The sequence below is a fragment of the Bradyrhizobium sp. 186 genome (genome assembly GCF_023101685.1).
Taxonomy (GTDB): Bacteria; Pseudomonadota; Alphaproteobacteria; order Rhizobiales; family Xanthobacteraceae; genus Bradyrhizobium.
The window spans coordinates 164010-180286 of sequence record NZ_CP082164.1 but is presented as its reverse complement, the minus strand read 5'-3'; the positions used below and the strand labels follow the sequence as shown (position 1 = coordinate 180286).

Annotated in this window: 14 protein-coding genes; 11 read left to right on the top strand and 3 right to left on the bottom strand. The window is 65.5% G+C overall.

Annotated features, from left to right (window positions below):
* Nucleotides 1-70: 70 nt before the first annotated feature.
* Complete coding sequence (locus IVB18_RS00870) at nt 71-982, bottom strand: LysR family transcriptional regulator (protein ID WP_247987468.1); 912 nt, start codon at nt 980-982, stop codon at nt 71-73.
* A gap of 116 nt (nt 983-1098) precedes the next feature.
* Between IVB18_RS00870 and IVB18_RS00865 the strand changes: the two genes are divergently transcribed.
* Nucleotides 1099-2106, top strand: a complete 1008-nt coding sequence (locus IVB18_RS00865) for an aldo/keto reductase (protein WP_247987467.1) — start codon at nt 1099-1101, stop codon at nt 2104-2106.
* Nucleotides 2107-2115: 9 nt separating this feature from the next.
* On the opposite strand, the gene moeB is transcribed toward IVB18_RS00865, so the two are convergent.
* Nucleotides 2116-2919 carry a molybdopterin-synthase adenylyltransferase MoeB gene (moeB, locus tag IVB18_RS00860; RefSeq protein ID WP_247987466.1) on the bottom strand — a complete coding sequence of 268 codons (804 nt, stop codon included), beginning with the start codon at nt 2917-2919 and terminating at the stop codon, nt 2116-2118.
* A gap of 90 nt (nt 2920-3009) precedes the next feature.
* Between moeB and IVB18_RS00855 the strand changes: the two genes are divergently transcribed.
* Both IVB18_RS00855 and IVB18_RS00850 read left to right on the top strand, forming a co-directional pair.
* A complete protein-coding gene (locus IVB18_RS00855) occupies nt 3010-4371 on the top strand; it encodes a serine protease (RefSeq protein ID WP_247987465.1) in 1362 nt (453 codons plus the stop codon).
* Nucleotides 4372-4647: 276 nt separating this feature from the next.
* The gene (locus tag IVB18_RS00850; protein ID WP_247987464.1) at nt 4648-5391 is read left to right on the top strand and encodes a ParA family protein; all 744 of its coding nucleotides are present in this window, start codon (nt 4648-4650) and stop codon (nt 5389-5391) included.
* 128 nt (nt 5392-5519) lie between these two features.
* Here IVB18_RS00850 and mutM read toward each other — a convergent pair whose 3' ends face one another.
* Nucleotides 5520-6401, bottom strand: a complete 882-nt coding sequence (gene mutM / locus IVB18_RS00845; protein ID WP_247987463.1) for a bifunctional DNA-formamidopyrimidine glycosylase/DNA-(apurinic or apyrimidinic site) lyase — start codon at nt 6399-6401, stop codon at nt 5520-5522.
* 81 nt (nt 6402-6482) lie between these two features.
* Here mutM and ubiE point away from each other — a divergent pair, with 81 nt between their 5' ends.
* From ubiE to IVB18_RS00805, 8 genes are all read left to right on the top strand, one after another.
* A complete protein-coding gene (gene ubiE, locus IVB18_RS00840; protein ID WP_247987462.1) occupies nt 6483-7244 on the top strand; it encodes a bifunctional demethylmenaquinone methyltransferase/2-methoxy-6-polyprenyl-1,4-benzoquinol methylase UbiE in 762 nt (253 codons plus the stop codon).
* Nucleotides 7241-8815 carry a 2-polyprenylphenol 6-hydroxylase gene (gene ubiB / locus IVB18_RS00835; protein ID WP_247987461.1) on the top strand — a complete coding sequence of 525 codons (1575 nt, stop codon included), beginning with the start codon at nt 7241-7243 and terminating at the stop codon, nt 8813-8815. The genes ubiE and ubiB overlap by 4 nt, the downstream gene beginning before the upstream one ends.
* A gap of 56 nt (nt 8816-8871) precedes the next feature.
* Nucleotides 8872-10320, top strand: a complete 1449-nt coding sequence (coaBC, locus tag IVB18_RS00830) for a bifunctional phosphopantothenoylcysteine decarboxylase/phosphopantothenate--cysteine ligase CoaBC (protein WP_247987460.1) — start codon at nt 8872-8874, stop codon at nt 10318-10320.
* The gene (gene dut, locus IVB18_RS00825) at nt 10317-10775 is read left to right on the top strand and encodes a dUTP diphosphatase (protein WP_247987459.1); all 459 of its coding nucleotides are present in this window, start codon (nt 10317-10319) and stop codon (nt 10773-10775) included. Before coaBC ends, dut begins: the two co-directional genes overlap by 4 nt.
* Before the next feature lie 191 nt (nt 10776-10966).
* Nucleotides 10967-13471, top strand: a complete 2505-nt coding sequence (locus IVB18_RS00820; protein WP_247987458.1) for a PAS domain-containing sensor histidine kinase — start codon at nt 10967-10969, stop codon at nt 13469-13471.
* Nucleotides 13468-14988, top strand: coding sequence for a tRNA (adenosine(37)-N6)-threonylcarbamoyltransferase complex ATPase subunit type 1 TsaE (gene tsaE / locus IVB18_RS00815; protein ID WP_247987457.1), 1521 nt, complete (start codon nt 13468-13470; stop codon nt 14986-14988). Before IVB18_RS00820 ends, tsaE begins: the two co-directional genes overlap by 4 nt.
* Nucleotides 14989-15076: 88 nt before the next feature.
* Complete coding sequence (locus tag IVB18_RS00810; protein WP_247987456.1) at nt 15077-15394, top strand: PilZ domain-containing protein; 318 nt, start codon at nt 15077-15079, stop codon at nt 15392-15394.
* A 153-nt stretch (nt 15395-15547) separates the two neighbouring features.
* Nucleotides 15548-16270: a nucleotidyltransferase family protein gene (locus IVB18_RS00805; protein WP_247987455.1), complete on the top strand. Its 723-nt coding sequence runs from the start codon at nt 15548-15550 to the stop codon at nt 16268-16270.
* Nucleotides 16271-16277: the final 7 nt, after the last annotated feature.

The window sequence follows — 16277 nt, the reverse complement described above, 5'->3', positions numbered from 1 at the left end:
TTGAGCATGATCTCCGCGCAAACGCGTTCCGCGCTTGTCGCGAGGGAAAACCGCTTCACGCTTTTCCGGATCATGCTTTATGCGTCTCGCGCTTGCGCCAGCTTGCGACGAAATCGATGAAGGCGCGCAATGCCGGCGGCACCTGTCGCCTGCTCGGATAGTACAGGAACGGGCCCGGGAACGGCTCGCACCAATCTTGGAGCAAGCTGACCAGCGCGCCGGACTTCAGCGCGTCATGCACGTAGCCATCAAGGGTTGCCCATATGCCGGCGCCGTCGAGCGTAGCGCGCATGGCAAGGCCCATATTGGTCGAGATCAGCTTTGCCGGCGGATCGACCTTCATGAGCTGGCCTCCCTTCTCGAACTCCCAGTCATGCATGACACCGCTGCTGAAGCGGGCGCGGATGCAGTCATGGTCGAGAAGGTCCTTGGGATGCCTGGGCCTGCCGCGGCGCGCGACGTAAGCAGGCGATGCGACGACGACATAGCTCTGCGGGCCGCTCAGCGGGATCGCCACCATGTCCTGCGCGAGATGCTCGCCATAGCGCACGCCAGCGTCGAAGCCCGCGCTGACGATATCGACGAACCCGCTTTCGGAAACGATGTCGAGATTGACCTGCGGATGCGCCTCCAGGAATGGCCCGGTCATTGGCGCCAGCACGAGGTCGACCGCCGGCGGCGGCGCGTTGATGCGCAGGCGTCCCGACGCCACCTCGCGCAGGCCCCGGACCTGATCGAGGGCATCGCCGACGTCACGCAAAGCCGGAGCGACGCGCGACAGCAGCAGCTCACCCGCCTCGGTCAGCGCGACGCTGCGGGTGGTGCGGTTCATCAGGCGGACGCCGAGGCGCTCCTCCAAGTCCCGTAATCGCTGACTAAGGCTCGACACTGACACGCGAATTTCGAGCGCTGCGCGCCGGAAATTGCGGGTGCGGGCGACCGCCACGAAGACGTCGAGGTTGCGCAGGTCGGGATCTGCCATTGTTCGATATAATGAACAAGCCATTCTTGATTGTCCAGCTTATCGGCGCAATGGAGCGGACGCATATCTGCCTTTGTCACGCGGCGCGATCAGCCGCCTTTTCGAGGAGAGCCATCATGGAACAACGCAAACTCGGTTCAACCGGCCCTACTGTCGCCAGCCTCGGTCTCGGCTGCATGGCCATGTCGGACGCTTATGGACCAGCCGATCGCGGCGAGAGCATCGCCACCATCCATGCGGCCCTCGATGCGGGCATGACGCTGCTCGATACCGGCGATTTTTACACCATGGGCCACAATGAAATGCTGGTCCGCGAGGCGCTGAAGGATCGGCCGCGCGACAAAGTCCAGATCAGCGTCAAGTTCGGCGCGCTGCGCGGTCCCGCCGGCGAATTCGCCGGAATGGATTGCCGGCCGGCTGCGGTGAAGAACTTTCTGGCCTATTCGCTGCAGCGCCTCGGCACCGACTACGTCGACATCTACCGCCCGGCGCGTCTTGATCCCAACGTTCCCATCGAGGAAACGATCGGCGGCATCGCCGAGATGGTGAAGGCCGGCTACATCAGGCACATCGGCCTTTCCGAGGTCGGTTCCGACACCATCCGCCGCGCGCACGCCGTGCATCCGATCGTCGATCTCCAGATCGAATATTCGCTGATCGAACGCGGTGTCGAACGCGACATCCTGAGGACCTGCCGCGAGCTCGGCATCGGCATCACCGCCTATGGCGTGCTGGCGCGGGGCCTGATCAGCGGTCATTGGTCGAAGGACAGCGGCAAAGCGGGGAAAGACTACCGGCTGATGAGCCCGCGCTTCCAGGGCGCGAACCTCGATGCCAATCTCGCGCTGGCTGAGCAGCTGCGCGCGATCGCCACCGAGATCGGTGCGACGCCCGCGCAGGTCGCGATCGCCTGGGTGGCGGCGCAGGGCAAGGAGATCGTGCCTCTGGTTGGCGCCCGCACCCGCAACCGCCTCACCGAGGCGCTCGGTGCGACCAAGGTCAATCTGACGCCGGCTCATCTCGCGGCGCTGGCAAAGGCGTTTCCGCCCGATGTGGCCGCTGGCACGCGCTACACGGCCGAGCAGATGGCACATCTGGACAGCGAGAAGCCGGCCACCGCGTAACGGCGGCAATCAGGTGCGATGGGCGCTCAGGTCAGTCATGACCGGCCCATCGCCGTTGAGCGGATTGGCAGGATCGCGCGCGTAACGCAGCGTCTCGAAACGCATCGCGCGCGCATCGATCATCAGGAGGCGGCCGACCAGGCCGTCGCCGAAGCCGACGATCTCGCGGATCGCCTCCAGCGCCATCATCGAGCCCATCACGCCCGCAAGCGCGCCCATGACGCCGGCCTCCGCGCAGGCCGGCACCGTGCCGGGCGGCGGCGCCTCCGGAAACAGGCAGCGGTAGGTCGGGTTGAATACATCGTCGGCGTTTTTCTCATGCGCGCGGATGGTGGTGAGCGAGCCGTCGAAGGTGCCGAGAGCTGCCGTGATCAGCGGCCTCTTGGCGAAGAAGCAGGCGTCCGAAGCCAGATAGCGCGTCGAGAAATTGTCGGAGCCGTCGAGCACGAGGTCGTAATCGCCGATCAGCGACAACGCGTTATCGGCGTTGAGCCAGGTGGCGTGGCCGACGAAGCGCACATGCGGATTGAGCGCGGTGATCCGCTCGGCGGCGCTCTCGACCTTGTGCCGGCCGATATCGGGCGTCGTATGGATCACCTGGCGTTGAAGGTTGGAGAGCGAGACCACGTCGTCATCGACCACGCCGAGCGTGCCGACGCCTGCGGCGGCCAGATACATCAGGGCGGGCGCGCCGAGCCCGCCGGCGCCGATCACCAGCACGGACGCGCGTTTCAGCGCAGCCTGGCCCGGCCCGCCGACATCGCGCAGCACGATATGGCGGGCATAGCGTTCAAGTTCGTCCGGGCTCAGCACCTTCTCTACTCCTGAACCACCCCGAGATTGTTCGCGACCAACGAGATGTGCTTCAATGGTATCACGTTCAATGGGCTGGCTGGATTTGTCATGAGATCGATGCTTGCGGCAACACTGATGTTCGCGACTGCCGCAGGCGCGAACGCCCAGATGACGACGCCGCCGATCCCCGGCACCAAGCCGAAGGTGGTCCAGACCGTCCCGATCCGACCTCCCGCCTTGCAGACGCCATCCGAGACCGCCGACGCGATGGCGCAGGCGGAACGGCTGTCGCTGCAATCCGACCTCGCCTGGGTCGGCCAATATAACGGCGCGATCACCGGCGACGTCAGCGCGCGCATGGTCGACGCGATCAAGGAGTACCAGAAGGCCAAGGGCGGCAAGCCGACCGGCGTGCTCAATCCGCAGGAGCGTGCCGCACTCGCCGAGACGGCGCGCCGAAAGCAGGACAACGTCGGCTGGAGGATCGTGATGGAGCCGACCAGCGGCGCCCGGCTCGGCATCCCCGGCAAGCTGGTACCGCAGCAGGCGACCGACGCCAACGGCTCGAAATGGACTTCGCCGACCGCAACGGTGCAGGTGCTGCTCAGCCGCCGCAAGGAGGCGAACCCGACCACCGCAAAGCTCGCCGAGCAGGAGAAGAAGGAGCCGGCCGGGCGCAAGATCGACTACACCGTGGTGAAGCCAGATTTCTTCGTTCTCTCTGGACTCCATGGCCTGAAGAAATTTTACGTGCGCGGCACCTTCAAGGGCGACGAAGTCCGCATCATGACGATCCTCTACGACCAGGCCACCGAGAACACGGTCGAGCCGGTCGTGATCGCGATGTCGAGCGCGTTCAACGCGTTTCCGTCGGGACCGCAAGCCGGACCGCCGCCGAGCAAGACGGTCGAATACGGCACCGGAATCGTCGTCAGCGACGACGGCGCGATCGTCACCGACCGCCTCGTCACCGATAACTGTCTCGCGATCACGATCGCCGGCTATGGCAGTGCCGACCGTCTTGCCGAGGACAAGGAGCACGACCTCGCGCTGCTGCATATCTACGGCGTGCGCGGGCTGAAGCCGCTCGGCCTCGCAGGCGGCGCGGCGAAGACGAGTGTCGATGTCGTCGGCATCACGGACCCGCAGAGCCAGGGTGGTGCTGCCGGCGCATCAAGCGTCAAGGCCGCGCTGGTGACCGTGGGTGGCGGCGATTCCGCCCTGTCGCCACCGCCGGCACTCGGGTTTTCCGGCAGTCCGGCGATCGACAGTGATGGCAAGTTCGCCGGCATCGCACTGTTGAAGCCGGTCATGGTCGCAGGACCCGCGACATCGGTGCCGGCGTCACAAGCCGTGATGGTTTCTGCGGATGCAGTCCGCGACTTCCTGAAGGCGAACGAGATCACGGCGAACGGCAATTCGACGGATGCGAGAGCCGCCGTCGTGCGCGTGATCTGCGTGCGGAAGTAAACCGAGCGACGATAGCTCTCCTCTCATTTGCCGGACGCAGCGGGCACGAGATCAATTGTATCGTCGCGACATCACACGTACAACTACTGGTCCAGTAATGGTACGGATTAGCTGGCATTCCCTATTCCGCCATCATTGTGACTGCTGATTCGGACATCCGCGATCCCCTTTGGATCGGGCCGGCACGTCCTGAGCGAGAAGAGCTCAGCATCGACATCGATGCACGTTCGCGTGGCGTTACCCCGGGACCCAAGCACTCCAAAGGATTCAACATCTATGCATACGATCGTATTGGCCACTCAAAAGGGTGGCAGTGGCAAGAGCACGCTCGCCATCGGCCTCGCGCTCGCGGCCAAGCAGGCCGGCTTCACCGTCCGCCTGATCGAGACCGACCCGCAGGGCACCTTGTCCAACTGGCAGCGCCGCCGCACCGACGCTGATCCCGTCGTCGAACCCATCTATCATGCCGCCGACATCGAGCCGCGGCTGAGGATGCTGGCCGACAGCGGTCTCCAGCTTGCGATTGTCGACACCGCGTCCGGCCTCAGCGCCGTGACCACGGCCGCCATCCGTCATTCCGATCTCTGCCTGATCCCGGCCCGGCCGAGCGTCGCCGACATCGAGGCCACCGCCTCGACGCTGAGCGTCGCGCGCGCCTGGAAGCGGCCCTACAGCTTCGTGCTGAACCAGACGCCGATCCGTGGCCAGCGCATCGACAATGCAGCCAACACGCTCGCCGAGGAAGCGGCACTCGATCTCGCCGACGTGCTCGCGCGGCCCCTGATCGTGATGCGCAACGATCACCAGGACTCGCTCGCCGCCGGCCTCGCCGTCAGCGAATTCGCGCCGAACGGCAAGTCGGCAGACGAAATCCGCGGGCTCTGGCAGTGGATCGAGACCCGTCTCGATCTCGCCGCCACGACCAATGTCACGATCGACCAGGTCATCTCGGCCACCGAGGGCATGTTGCACGTCGCCGCCGAGCTCGCGTCGGACGAGACCACGACACTGGCGTCCTGAGCGGACGATCGCTCAGACGGCAGCCGGGCTCTTCGCCATCCAGCAAAAGAGCCCAAGCGACGAGGCAATCCGGCCACCAGCCCGGCCGGATTGCTTCGCTTCGCGTTTTTCAGGCGCGAGTGTCGCGCTCACTTCTGACATTTCGGGCACCAGAAGGTCGATCGGCCGTTCTGGGTAAAGCGCTTCACGGTGCCGCCGCAGCCCAGCGTCTTGCAGGTCTCGCCTTCGCGATCGTAGACCTTGAACGCGTGCTGGAAGTAGCCGAGCTCGCCTGAGGTCTGGCGATGGTCGCGCAGCGACGAACCTCCGGCCTTGATGGCGTCGTTGAGCACGGTGTGGATCGCACCGACCAATCTGTTGGCGTGGTCGGTCGGCTCGCCCTTCTTGGTCGACAGCGTCGCAGCGATCCGACGCGGCGACAGCTGCGAGCGATGCAACGCTTCGCAGACATAGATGTTGCCGAGCCCGGCCACCACACGCTGGTCGAGCAGCGCGGCCTTCAGGCTCGTGGTCTTGCCGGCGCAGGACCGCGCCAGCATCGCGGCGTCGAACGCGTTGCCGAGCGGCTCGGGGCCAAGCCCGCGCAATAGCGGCTCCTCGTCGAGCCCGTTGCGCGCAATCACTTTCATGTAACCGAAGCGGCGCGGATCGTTGAAGACAATGTCGGCGCCCGAGGACATCCGAAACAGCACGTGGTCATGCGTGGTGTCCTTGCCGCGCGGATAGTGAAACTCGCCGGGCGTCGAATCGTTGTCCCGCTTGATAACGCGGAACGAGCCCGACATGCCCAAATGCATCAACAGCACGTCACCGGAGGCGAGATCGGCCATGAGATATTTTGCACGGCGGCCGAGCCCGGTGACGACCTGCCCCTGGAGCCGGGCCACGAAATCCGGCTGAAAAGGAAAGCGCAAATCGGGCCGCCGGGCCTCCGCGACGAGGATCTTTGCGCCTTCCATGACGGGCTGAAGGCCGCGGCGGACGGTCTCGACTTCGGGCAATTCAGGCATGGTCGGGCATTCACCTTATGAGGGCGGTGTGATAGCGCCATTGCGGCGGGCGCGCTATGGTCCGCCTCGCGGAGTAGAGTAATGGATCGGCAGGGCGAAACCACGCATTTTGGCTTCAGGGACGTTCCCCTGGGCGACAAGCAGACGCTGGTGAACGATGTGTTTCACAGTGTGGCTTCGCGCTATGACATGATGAACGACCTGATGTCCGGTGGCCTGCACCGGGTCTGGAAGGACATCATGATCAATGCGCTCGATCCGCCCAGAAGCGAGCGGCCGTTCGCGCTGCTCGATGTCGCCGGCGGCACCGGCGACATCTCTTTCCGCGCCGCCAAGGCGGCGGGCACCGGCTTCCACGCCACCGTCTGCGACATCAATACCGACATGCTGACCGTAGGCCGCGAGCGCGCCGCGAAGCGGCATCTCGAGACCCAGGTCGATTTCGTCGAAGGCAATGCCGAAGCGCTCGCTTTCGCAGACCGGAGCTTTGACGCATATACGATCGCTTTCGGCATTCGCAACGTCCCGCAGATCGATCTGGCGCTGCGCGAGGCCTATCGCGTGCTGAGGCCCGGCAGCCGCTTCCTGTGCCTGGAATTCTCCACCGTCGAGATGCCCGGGATCGACCGGCTTTATGACTTGTTCTCGTTCAAGGTGATCCCGCCGCTCGGCCGCATGGTGACTGGCGACGCCGAGTCCTATCGATACCTCGTCGAATCGATTCGCAAATTTCCAAAGCCCAACGCCTTCGCCGACATGATCCGCGATGCCGGCTTCGCCCGCGTGAGCTGGCAAACACTCACCGGCGGCATCGTCGCACTGCATTCGGGCTGGCGTTTGTGATCTCTGCCATCACCCACGTTTCGCGCCTGATCCGCGCCGCGTTCGTGTTTGCGCGCGAAGGCGTGTTCGGCTCCGTCGATCCGAGCCTGGTCCCGCCGCCCGGACAGCTCGCGCTGAAGCTCGCACGCATTATTGAACGACGCGGCCCAAAGCACGGACCGCGGCTGTCGCGCGCGCTGACCCGGATGGGCCCGGCCTATCTCAAGCTCGGGCAGTTTCTGGCCACGCGTCCCGACGTCGTCGGTGTCGTCATGGCGCGTGATCTGGAAAGCCTCCAGGATCGCTTGCCGCCGTTCTCGCAAGCCGAAGCGGAAGCCACGATCGCGACCTCGCTGGAGCGTCCGCTGACGGACGTGTTCGCGAGCCTCGGCCCGCCGGTCGCGGCCGCCTCGATCGCGCAGGTGCATCGCGGCGAAGTCTTGCGTGACGGTATCCGCAAGGCGGTCGCCGTGAAAGTGCTGAGACCCAACGTGGCCGCGCGCTTCCGCCGCGACCTCTCCGATTTCTTCTTCGTCGCAGACAAGGCCGAAGCCTACTCGGCCGAGGCGCGCCGCCTGCGCCTCATCGAAGTCATCAACACCATGTCGCGCTCGGTCGCGATGGAGATGGACTTGCGGCTGGAAGCCGCGGCGCTGTCGGAGATGGCGGAGAACACGCGCGGCGATCCTGACTTTCGCGTGCCGACCGTCGACTGGGACCGCACCACGCACAACGTGCTGACGATGGAATGGATCGACGCCATCGCGCTGAACGATCACAAGCGCCTGGAAGAGGCGCAAGTCGACCTGCCCGATCTCGGCCGCAAGGTTATCCAGAGCTTTCTACGTCACGCGCTGCGCGACGGGTTCTTCCACGCCGACATGCATCCGGGCAATCTGTTCCTCGATGAAGCCGGACGCCTCGTCGCGGTCGATTTCGGCATCATGGGCCGGCTGGGGATGAAGGAGCGTCGTTTCCTCGCCGAAATCCTGCTCGGCTTCATCACGCGCGACTATCGCCGCGTCGCGGAGGTGCATTTCGAGGCGGGCTATGTGCCTGCGCATCACTCCGTCGAGAACTTCGCGCAGGCGATCCGCGCCATCGGCGAGCCAATTCATAACCGCACGGCCGAAGAGATCTCGATGGCGCGGCTGCTGACGCTGCTGCTCGAGGTCACCGGCATGTTCGACATGACGACGCGGCCCGAGCTCATCCTGCTCCAGAAGACCATGGTGGTGGTCGAGGGTGTGGCGCGCGGCTTCAATCCCAAGCTCGACATCTGGAAGGTCGCCGACCCCGTGGTGCGTGAATGGATCGAGCGCAATCTCGGACCGATCGGCCGGGTGCAGGGCGCGCTGTCCGGCACCGGCGACCTCGCACGCGTGCTGATGCGGCTTCCCGACATCGCGCATCGCTCCGTCGTGGTGCTCGAGCAGCTGGAGACCATGACGCGGGAGGGCCTGCGACTATCGCCGGAGAGCATCGCGGCGATGGGCCGCAGCGAGGGCCGCAAGAACCGCTGGCGCACCGTGGCGCTATGGATCATCGCCGCGACCTTCATCGGCATCCTGATCGCCGTCCGGAATCTGTGATTGCACTGCATTCACACGAGTGATAGCATCGCTATCATCCCGTGCTGGAGGGCGTCATGGCGAGCCTGACCATCCGCAAGCTCGACGAGAACGTCAAAACCTATCTGCGCCTGCGTTCGGCCAAGAACCGAAGGTCGGTCGAGGAAGAGGTCCGGGTCATCCTGCGGGAGCTGATCGAGGGCCGCGAGGAGCCGCTGACGCCGTTTGCGGTGCCTCCCGCGGCGTCCACCGCCCCGACGCCTCAGCGCGGCGCCCTTCCCGAGGCCAGCGTCACCCTGATCATCGGCGGCGGAATCGCGGCCTACAAATCGCTCGACCTGATCCGCCGGCTGAAGGAGCGGCGCATCGAGGTGCGCTGCGTGCTGACCAAGGCGGCGCAGCAGTTCGTCACGCCGCTTGCCGTGAGCGCGCTCTCGCATGAGCGCGTCTACACCGACCTGTTCGATCCCCAGAGCGAGTTCGACGCCGGCCATATCCGGCTGGCGCGCGACTGCGACCTGATCGTGGTGGCGCCGGCGACCGCCGACCTGATGGCCAAGATGACCAACGGCCATGCCGACGATCTCGCCAGTGCCATCCTGCTCGCCACCAACCGCAAGATCCTGCTCGCGCCGGCGATGAACCCGCTGATGTGGAACAACGCGGCCACGCGCCGTAACGTGGTGCAGCTTCAGCGCGACGGCGTGGTGCTGATCGGCCCCAATTCCGGCGAGATGGCCGAAGCTGGCGAGGCCGGCGTTGGTCGGATGTCCGAGGCGGTCGAGATCGCCGCCGCTGCCGAGCGCCTGTTGCGGCCGCCGGTGCCGCGCCCGCTCGCGGGCAAGCGCGTGCTGATCACCGCAGGTCCGACGCACGAGCCGATCGATCCGGTGCGCTACATCGCCAACCGCTCCTCCGGCAAACAGGGCTTTGCCATTGCCGCCGCCGCACAGGCCGCCGGCGCCGAGGTGATCCTGGTGAGCGGCCCGGTCGATCTCGACGATCCCCAGGGCGTCACGGTCAAGCATGTGGAATCGGCACGGCAGATGCTGGAGCAGGTCGAGGCCGCGCTTCCGGCCGACATCGCGATCTTCGCCGCCGCCGTGGCCGACTGGCGCGTCGTCAATGAAGGCGAGCAGAAACTAAAGAAGACCCCGGCCGGTATGCCGCCGCTTCAGCTCGTCGAGAACCCGGATATCCTCGCCACGATCTCGAAGCTGACGGACAAGCGCCCGCCGCTGGTGATCGGCTTCGCCGCTGAGACCGAGCATCTTATCGACAACGCCAAGACAAAACTCGCGCGCAAAGGCTGCGACTGGATCGTCGCCAACGACGTTTCGCCGGCGACCGGCGTGATGGGTGGCGACCGCAACACCGTTCATCTCATCAGTCGCAAGAATGGCGAGAATAACAGCGAGATCGCAGTTGATTCCTGGCCCGGGATGACCAAGGAACAGGTCGCCACCGAGCTGATCGCACATGTCGTAAAGAGCGTGGCCGGCAAATCCCTGGAGCCCGCATCTTGAGCACGAAAGTCACCGTCGAACTGCAACGCCTGGTCCATGCCGAAGGCCTGCCGCTGCCGGCCTATCAGACCGCAGAGGCCGCCGGCCTCGACCTCATGGCCGCGGTTCCGGACAATGAACCTGTGACGCTTGCCCCGGGCCAATATGCGCTGGTGCCAACGGGTCTTGCGATCGCATTGCCGCCTGGGCACGAGGCGCAGGTGCGGCCGCGCTCGGGGCTCGCCGCCAAGCACGGCGTCACCGTGCTGAACTCACCGGGAACGATCGACGCGGATTATCGCGGCGAGATCAAGGTGATCCTGATCAATCACGGCGCAGCGCCCGTCGTGATCAAGCGCGGTGAGCGCATCGCGCAAATGGTGATTGCGCCCGTGGTGCAGGCCGCGCTGGTTCCCGTGGCCGCGCTGTCGGCGACCGATCGCGGCGCCGGCGGCTTCGGCTCGACCGGCAGCTAACGCACGGCAACTCCAGCGAAATTACCCGAAGAAACGACGTGGGTTGGAACAGCGCGGCCGGCATTTTTGTGGGGCCGCCTTTGCGTTCACGATCTGGACTCTTACCGGTCGAGTTACGATGAGGATATTGTCCTTTGATTCGCGCGCGACGGGGGTCGCCGCGCGTAGATTTGTGCGGTCTTGGGGCAACTATGTCAGGCGTGATCGTGTTGATGCGTCGGACGCTGCTGTCGTGCACATCGTTGGTGCGCAACGGCCTGCTGGGAAGCGCTCTCGCGGCGCTGCTGCCGGCTGCGCCGGCTGAGGCCGCCGACCTCGCCGACACACTCTCCACATTGCTGGACTTCAACCGGCAGGAGCTCGCGGTGCTGGCGACCGCGCTGGCCCTGCTGGGCTTCTCGGTTCTGGCCGCCATTCTGCTGATGCGCACGCGCGTACGCACGGCGAAGAACGAGGCACGGCTGGGTGCGCGGATCGGGGAACTGCAACTCCAGGCCGATCGCTTCGGCGCGCTGCTGTTTGCCGAGCCGCAGATCCTGATTTCCTGGCCGGCCGGAGACAATCGCGCGCAGATTTCTGGCGACATCTCCATGGTGCTGCCGCGCGACTCCTCTCCGCAGCGCGTGCTCGCGTTCGGAACCTGGCTGCCGCCGGAGCCGGCGCTCCAGATCGACCACGCGGTCGAAGCACTTCGCGACCGTGGCGACGGGTTCCAGCTGACGCTGACCACCGCCAACGGCCACACCTTGGAGGCCATCGGCCGCGCCATCGGCGGTCAGGCCATTGTCCGGATTCGCGAACTCTCGGGCCTGCGCCGCGAACTGGCCGAAACCAATCTGCGCCACAAGGCGCTCTCCGACGAGACTGAGATGCTGCGCGGCTTTGCCGCGGCGGCGCCGTGGCCGATCTGGGCCAAGGGCCAGAACGGCGCGCTGACCTACGCCAATCCCGCCTATGTGCGCGCGACCGAGGCGACCAGCGTCAGCGATGCCCAGGAGCGCAAGCTCGAGCTGCTCGACAGCGCCGACCGCACCGCCATGGAGCGCGGACTGAAGGACGCCGCCAACTTCACCTCGCGGCTGCCGATCGTGATCGGCGGCGAACGGCGCATCTACGACGTGCGCGCCGTCAATGTCGGCAGCGGCAGCATCGGCGTCGCCATCGATGCCAGCGAGGCCGATGCGCTGAGCTCGGCGCTGGTGCGGATGGCGGAAGCGCATCGCCGCACGCTCGATCAGCTCTCCTCGGGGGTCGCCCTGTTCGACGGCCAGCGGCGACTCGCCTTCTACAACGATTCGTATCGGCGGCTGTGGGATCTCGACCGCACCTTCCTCGACGGCAGCCCCGATGATTCCAGCGTGCTCGACCAGCTCCGCGCCGCGCGCAAACTGCCGGAGCAACCGGACTTCCGCGCCTGGAAAGTAAAGCTGCACGAGGCCTATCGCGCGGTCGAGACCGCCAAGGACACATGGTTCCTGCCCGACGGCCGCGCGCTCTCGGTCGTCACCACGCCGAATCCGGAAGGCGGCGTCACCTATCTGTTCGACGACGTCACCGAGAGCCTCGAGCTCGCCCGCCGCTTCGACGGCCTGATCCGGGTCCAGCGCGAGACGCTGGACAGTCTCGCCGAGGGCGTCGCGGTGTTCGGCAGCAACGGCAAGGCACAGCTGTTCAATCCGGCCTTCGTCCGGATGTGGAAGCTGTCGAGCGACGCCATGCGCGACGAGCCGCATATTCAGACCGTCGAGGGCTGGTGCCATCAGCTGTTCGACGACGCGATCGTCTGGCGGCAGATCCGCGAGGCCATCACCTCGATCGAGAACCGCGCCGACGTGCCGCTGAAGCTGGAGCGCAACGACGGCAGCGTGCTCGACGGCATGATCCGGCCGCTGCCCGACGGCGCCACCATGCTGACGTTCCAGGACATCACCGACACCGAGAACGTCGAACGCGCGCTGCGCGAGCGCAACGAGGCGCTGGAAGCCGCCGACCAGATGAAGGTGGATTTCGTCCACCACGTCTCCTACGAGCTGCGCTCGCCGCTGACCACCATCATCGGCTTCGCGCACTTCCTCAGCGATCCCTCGACCGGGCCGCTGACGCCGAAGCAGGCGGAGTATCTCGACTACGTCACAAAATCGACCAACGCACTGCTTGCGCTTACCAACAACATCCTCGATCTCGCGACCATCGATGCCGGCGCGATGAAGCTGGAGCTCGGCCCGGTCGACGTCATCAAGACCATCGAGCTTGCCGCCGAAGGCATCCAGGACCGGCTCGCCACCGACCGCATCCGCCTCAAGGTCGAGATCGCGCCGGATGTCGGCAGCTTCATCGGCGATGAGAAGCGCGTGGTGCAGGTGCTCTATAACCTCCTGGCCAACGCCGTCGGCTTCTCGCCGCAGGATTCCAGCGTCGGCATCAGCGCGCGCCGAACTGACCGCAATGTCGTCTTCACCGTGACAGATTCAGGGCCTGGAATACCGGCCGACATGAAGGACAAGGTGTTCAACTGGTTCGAAAGCCGCTCGCAGGGGTCGCGCCACCGCGGCGCCGGGCTAGGGCTGTCGCTGGTGCGCTCCTTCGTCGAGCTGCATGGCGGCAAGGTGCGGGTGGATTCGATCGTGGGCACGGGCACGGTCGTGATCTGCGACTTCCCGACCGACCAGGCGGCGCATCGCGACGCCGCCGAATGACCGCGCCGACCACATTCTCCGTCGCGCTTGTCAACGAGACGGCCACCGCAGAGCTGATGGCCGATCTCGCGCTGCTGGTCGGACCTGGCGACGTCATCACGCTCACCGGCGATCTCGGCGCCGGCAAGACCGCGGCCGCGCGGGCCATGATCCGCTATCTCGCTGGCGACGAGGCGCTGGAAGTGCCGAGCCCGACGTTCACCCTGGTGCAGGGCTATGAGCTGCCGCCTTTCCCGGTGCTGCATGCCGACCTCTATCGCGTCGAGGACGAGAACGAACTCGAGGAGATCGGACTGTCGCCGCTGCCGGAAGCCACGCTCGTCCTGATCGAATGGCCGGAGCGTGCGCCGTCGGCGATGCCCGAGGACCGTATCGACATCGCGCTGACGCACCGGCCGGCGCTGGGCTCGACCGCGCGCGCCGCCGACATCACCGGCTACGGCAAGGGTGCCGCGCAGGTCGCGCGACTGAAGGCACTGCGGGAATTCCTCGACGCATCCGGCTATATCGAGGCGACACGCCGACGCATGGCCGGCGACGCCTCGACCCGCTCTTATGCACGGCTGAAGCGCGACGACGGCATCGTCATCCTCATGAACTTTCCGCAGCGCCCCGACGGCGCCGCCATCTACAACGGAAAGTCCTATAGTGCCGCGGTGCATCTTGCCGAAAACGTAAAACCCTTCGTGGCCATCGACGAAGGCCTGCGCGCGGCAGGAATCTCCGCGCCGGCGATCCACCATTCCGATCTCGACCACGGGTTCCTGATCACCGAAGATTTCGGCAGCGAGGCCGTGATCGAAGGCAACCCGCCGCGTCCGATCGCCGAGCGCTACGAGGCCGCGACCGACCTGCTGGCCGCGCTGCACGGCAAGACGCTGCCGGACACGCTGCCGCTGGCAGATCAGAGCTACGCCATTCCGGTCTTCGACACCGATGCGCTCCTGATCGAAATCGGGTTGATGCCGGACTGGTATCTGCCCGATCGCAACGCCCCGCTGAGCGACGTGGCCCGCGCGGAATTTTTCGCGATGTGGCGTGAGCTGTTGCAGAAGCCGCTGGCCGCGCCGAAAACGTGGATCATCCGCGATTATCACTCGCCGAATCTGATCTGGCTCGCCGACCGTGCCGGCATCGAGCGCGTCGGCGTGATCGACTTCCAGGACGCCGTGCTCGGACCGCAATCCTACGACGTGGTCTCGCTGCTCCAGGATGCCCGCATCGACGTGCCCGAAAGCCTCGAGCTGACGCTGCTGTCGCGCTACATCAAGGCGCGCCGCGCGGAAGATGCGAGCTTCGATCCGGCCGGCTTCGCCGAGCTCTATGCCATCATGTCGGCACAGCGCAACACGCGCCTGCTCGGCACCTTCGCCCGCCTCAACCGCCGTGACGGCAAGCCGCATTATCTGCGCCACCAGCCGCGGATCTGGACGTATCTCCAGCGCTCGCTGGCGCATCCTGCGCTTAGCCCGCTGCACGACTGGTATCTCGCCAACGTCCCCCAGCCCCAATCCTGAATTAGGCCCTGATTTACCGGCTGTTAGCCAAGATGCCGGTATTCTGGCGGCGAGGCAGCCGGGTAACTAGGGGGCTGGAGCAGGGCAGATGGCGGTGAAGACGGACCAGCGCGACAACAGCCGGATTGTTTTCGAACGCGGGATTGCGGCCCAGATGATGGGGATCGACGGCACCTGGCGGCGCGACTGCACCATGGAGGACGTCTCCGAGAGCGGCGCCAAGCTGACCATCGACGGCTCGGTCGAAGGCCTGCATCTGAAGGAATTCTTCCTGCTGCTGTCGTCCACCGGACTCGCTTACCGGCGCTGCGAACTGGCTTGGGTCAATGGCGACCAGATCGGCGTCAATTTCCTCAAGCTGCGCGACAAAAAGAAAAAACTGCGTTCCACAGCCGTTGGAGCATGATGGCAACACCCGTCGTACAAACGTCACGCCGGGTGATTAAGGCGGTTGTGGTTCGGTGCGGCTGACCAAGGCCCGTGCTAGGATTGCTGCGAACGCGAAGTCAAAAAGTCTGAGAAAGCCAAGTTCGAGAAAGAAAGTCCGAGAAAGCGAAGGATGTCCGTCAAGCCGACCAAAGCCATGGTGCTCGCCGCAGGGTTTGGCCTGCGCATGCGTCCGTTGACGGACAAGATGCCGAAACCGCTGGTGCCGGTGGCCGGCCAGCCGCTGCTCGACCATGTGCTGGACAAGCTCGACCAGGCCGGCGTGACCGAGGCGGTCGTCAACGTGCACTATTTGCCGGACCAGATCATCAATCACGTCGCGCCCCGCCTGCGTCCGCGCGTGACCATCTCGGACGAGCGCGACCAGGTGCTCGGCACCGGCGGCGGCGTGGTCAAGGCGCTGCCGCTGCTCGGCGACGCGCCGTTCTTCCATGTCAATTCCGATACGCTGTGGATCGATGGTGTGCGCTCGAACCTGGCGCGCCTTGCGGAAAACTTCGATCCCGCACGGATGGACATCCTGCTGCTGATGGCGCCGACCGCGACCAGCATCGGCTATAACGGCCGTGGCGACTACGGCATGCTGCCCGACGGTGCCTTGCGCAAGCGCAAGGAAAAAGAGGTCGTTCCGTTCGTCTATGCGGGCGCGGCGATCCTGTCGCCGTCAATCTTCGCCGGCGCGCCGAAGGGCGAGTTTTCGCTGACAAAAATGTTCGACCGCGCCAACGAGCAGGAGCGGCTGTTCGGCCTGCGCCTGGACGGTGTCTGGATGCATGTCGGCACCCCCGACGCGGTGCACGCCGCGGAAGAGGCGTTTCTGGAGAGCGTGGCGTAACGGTCAT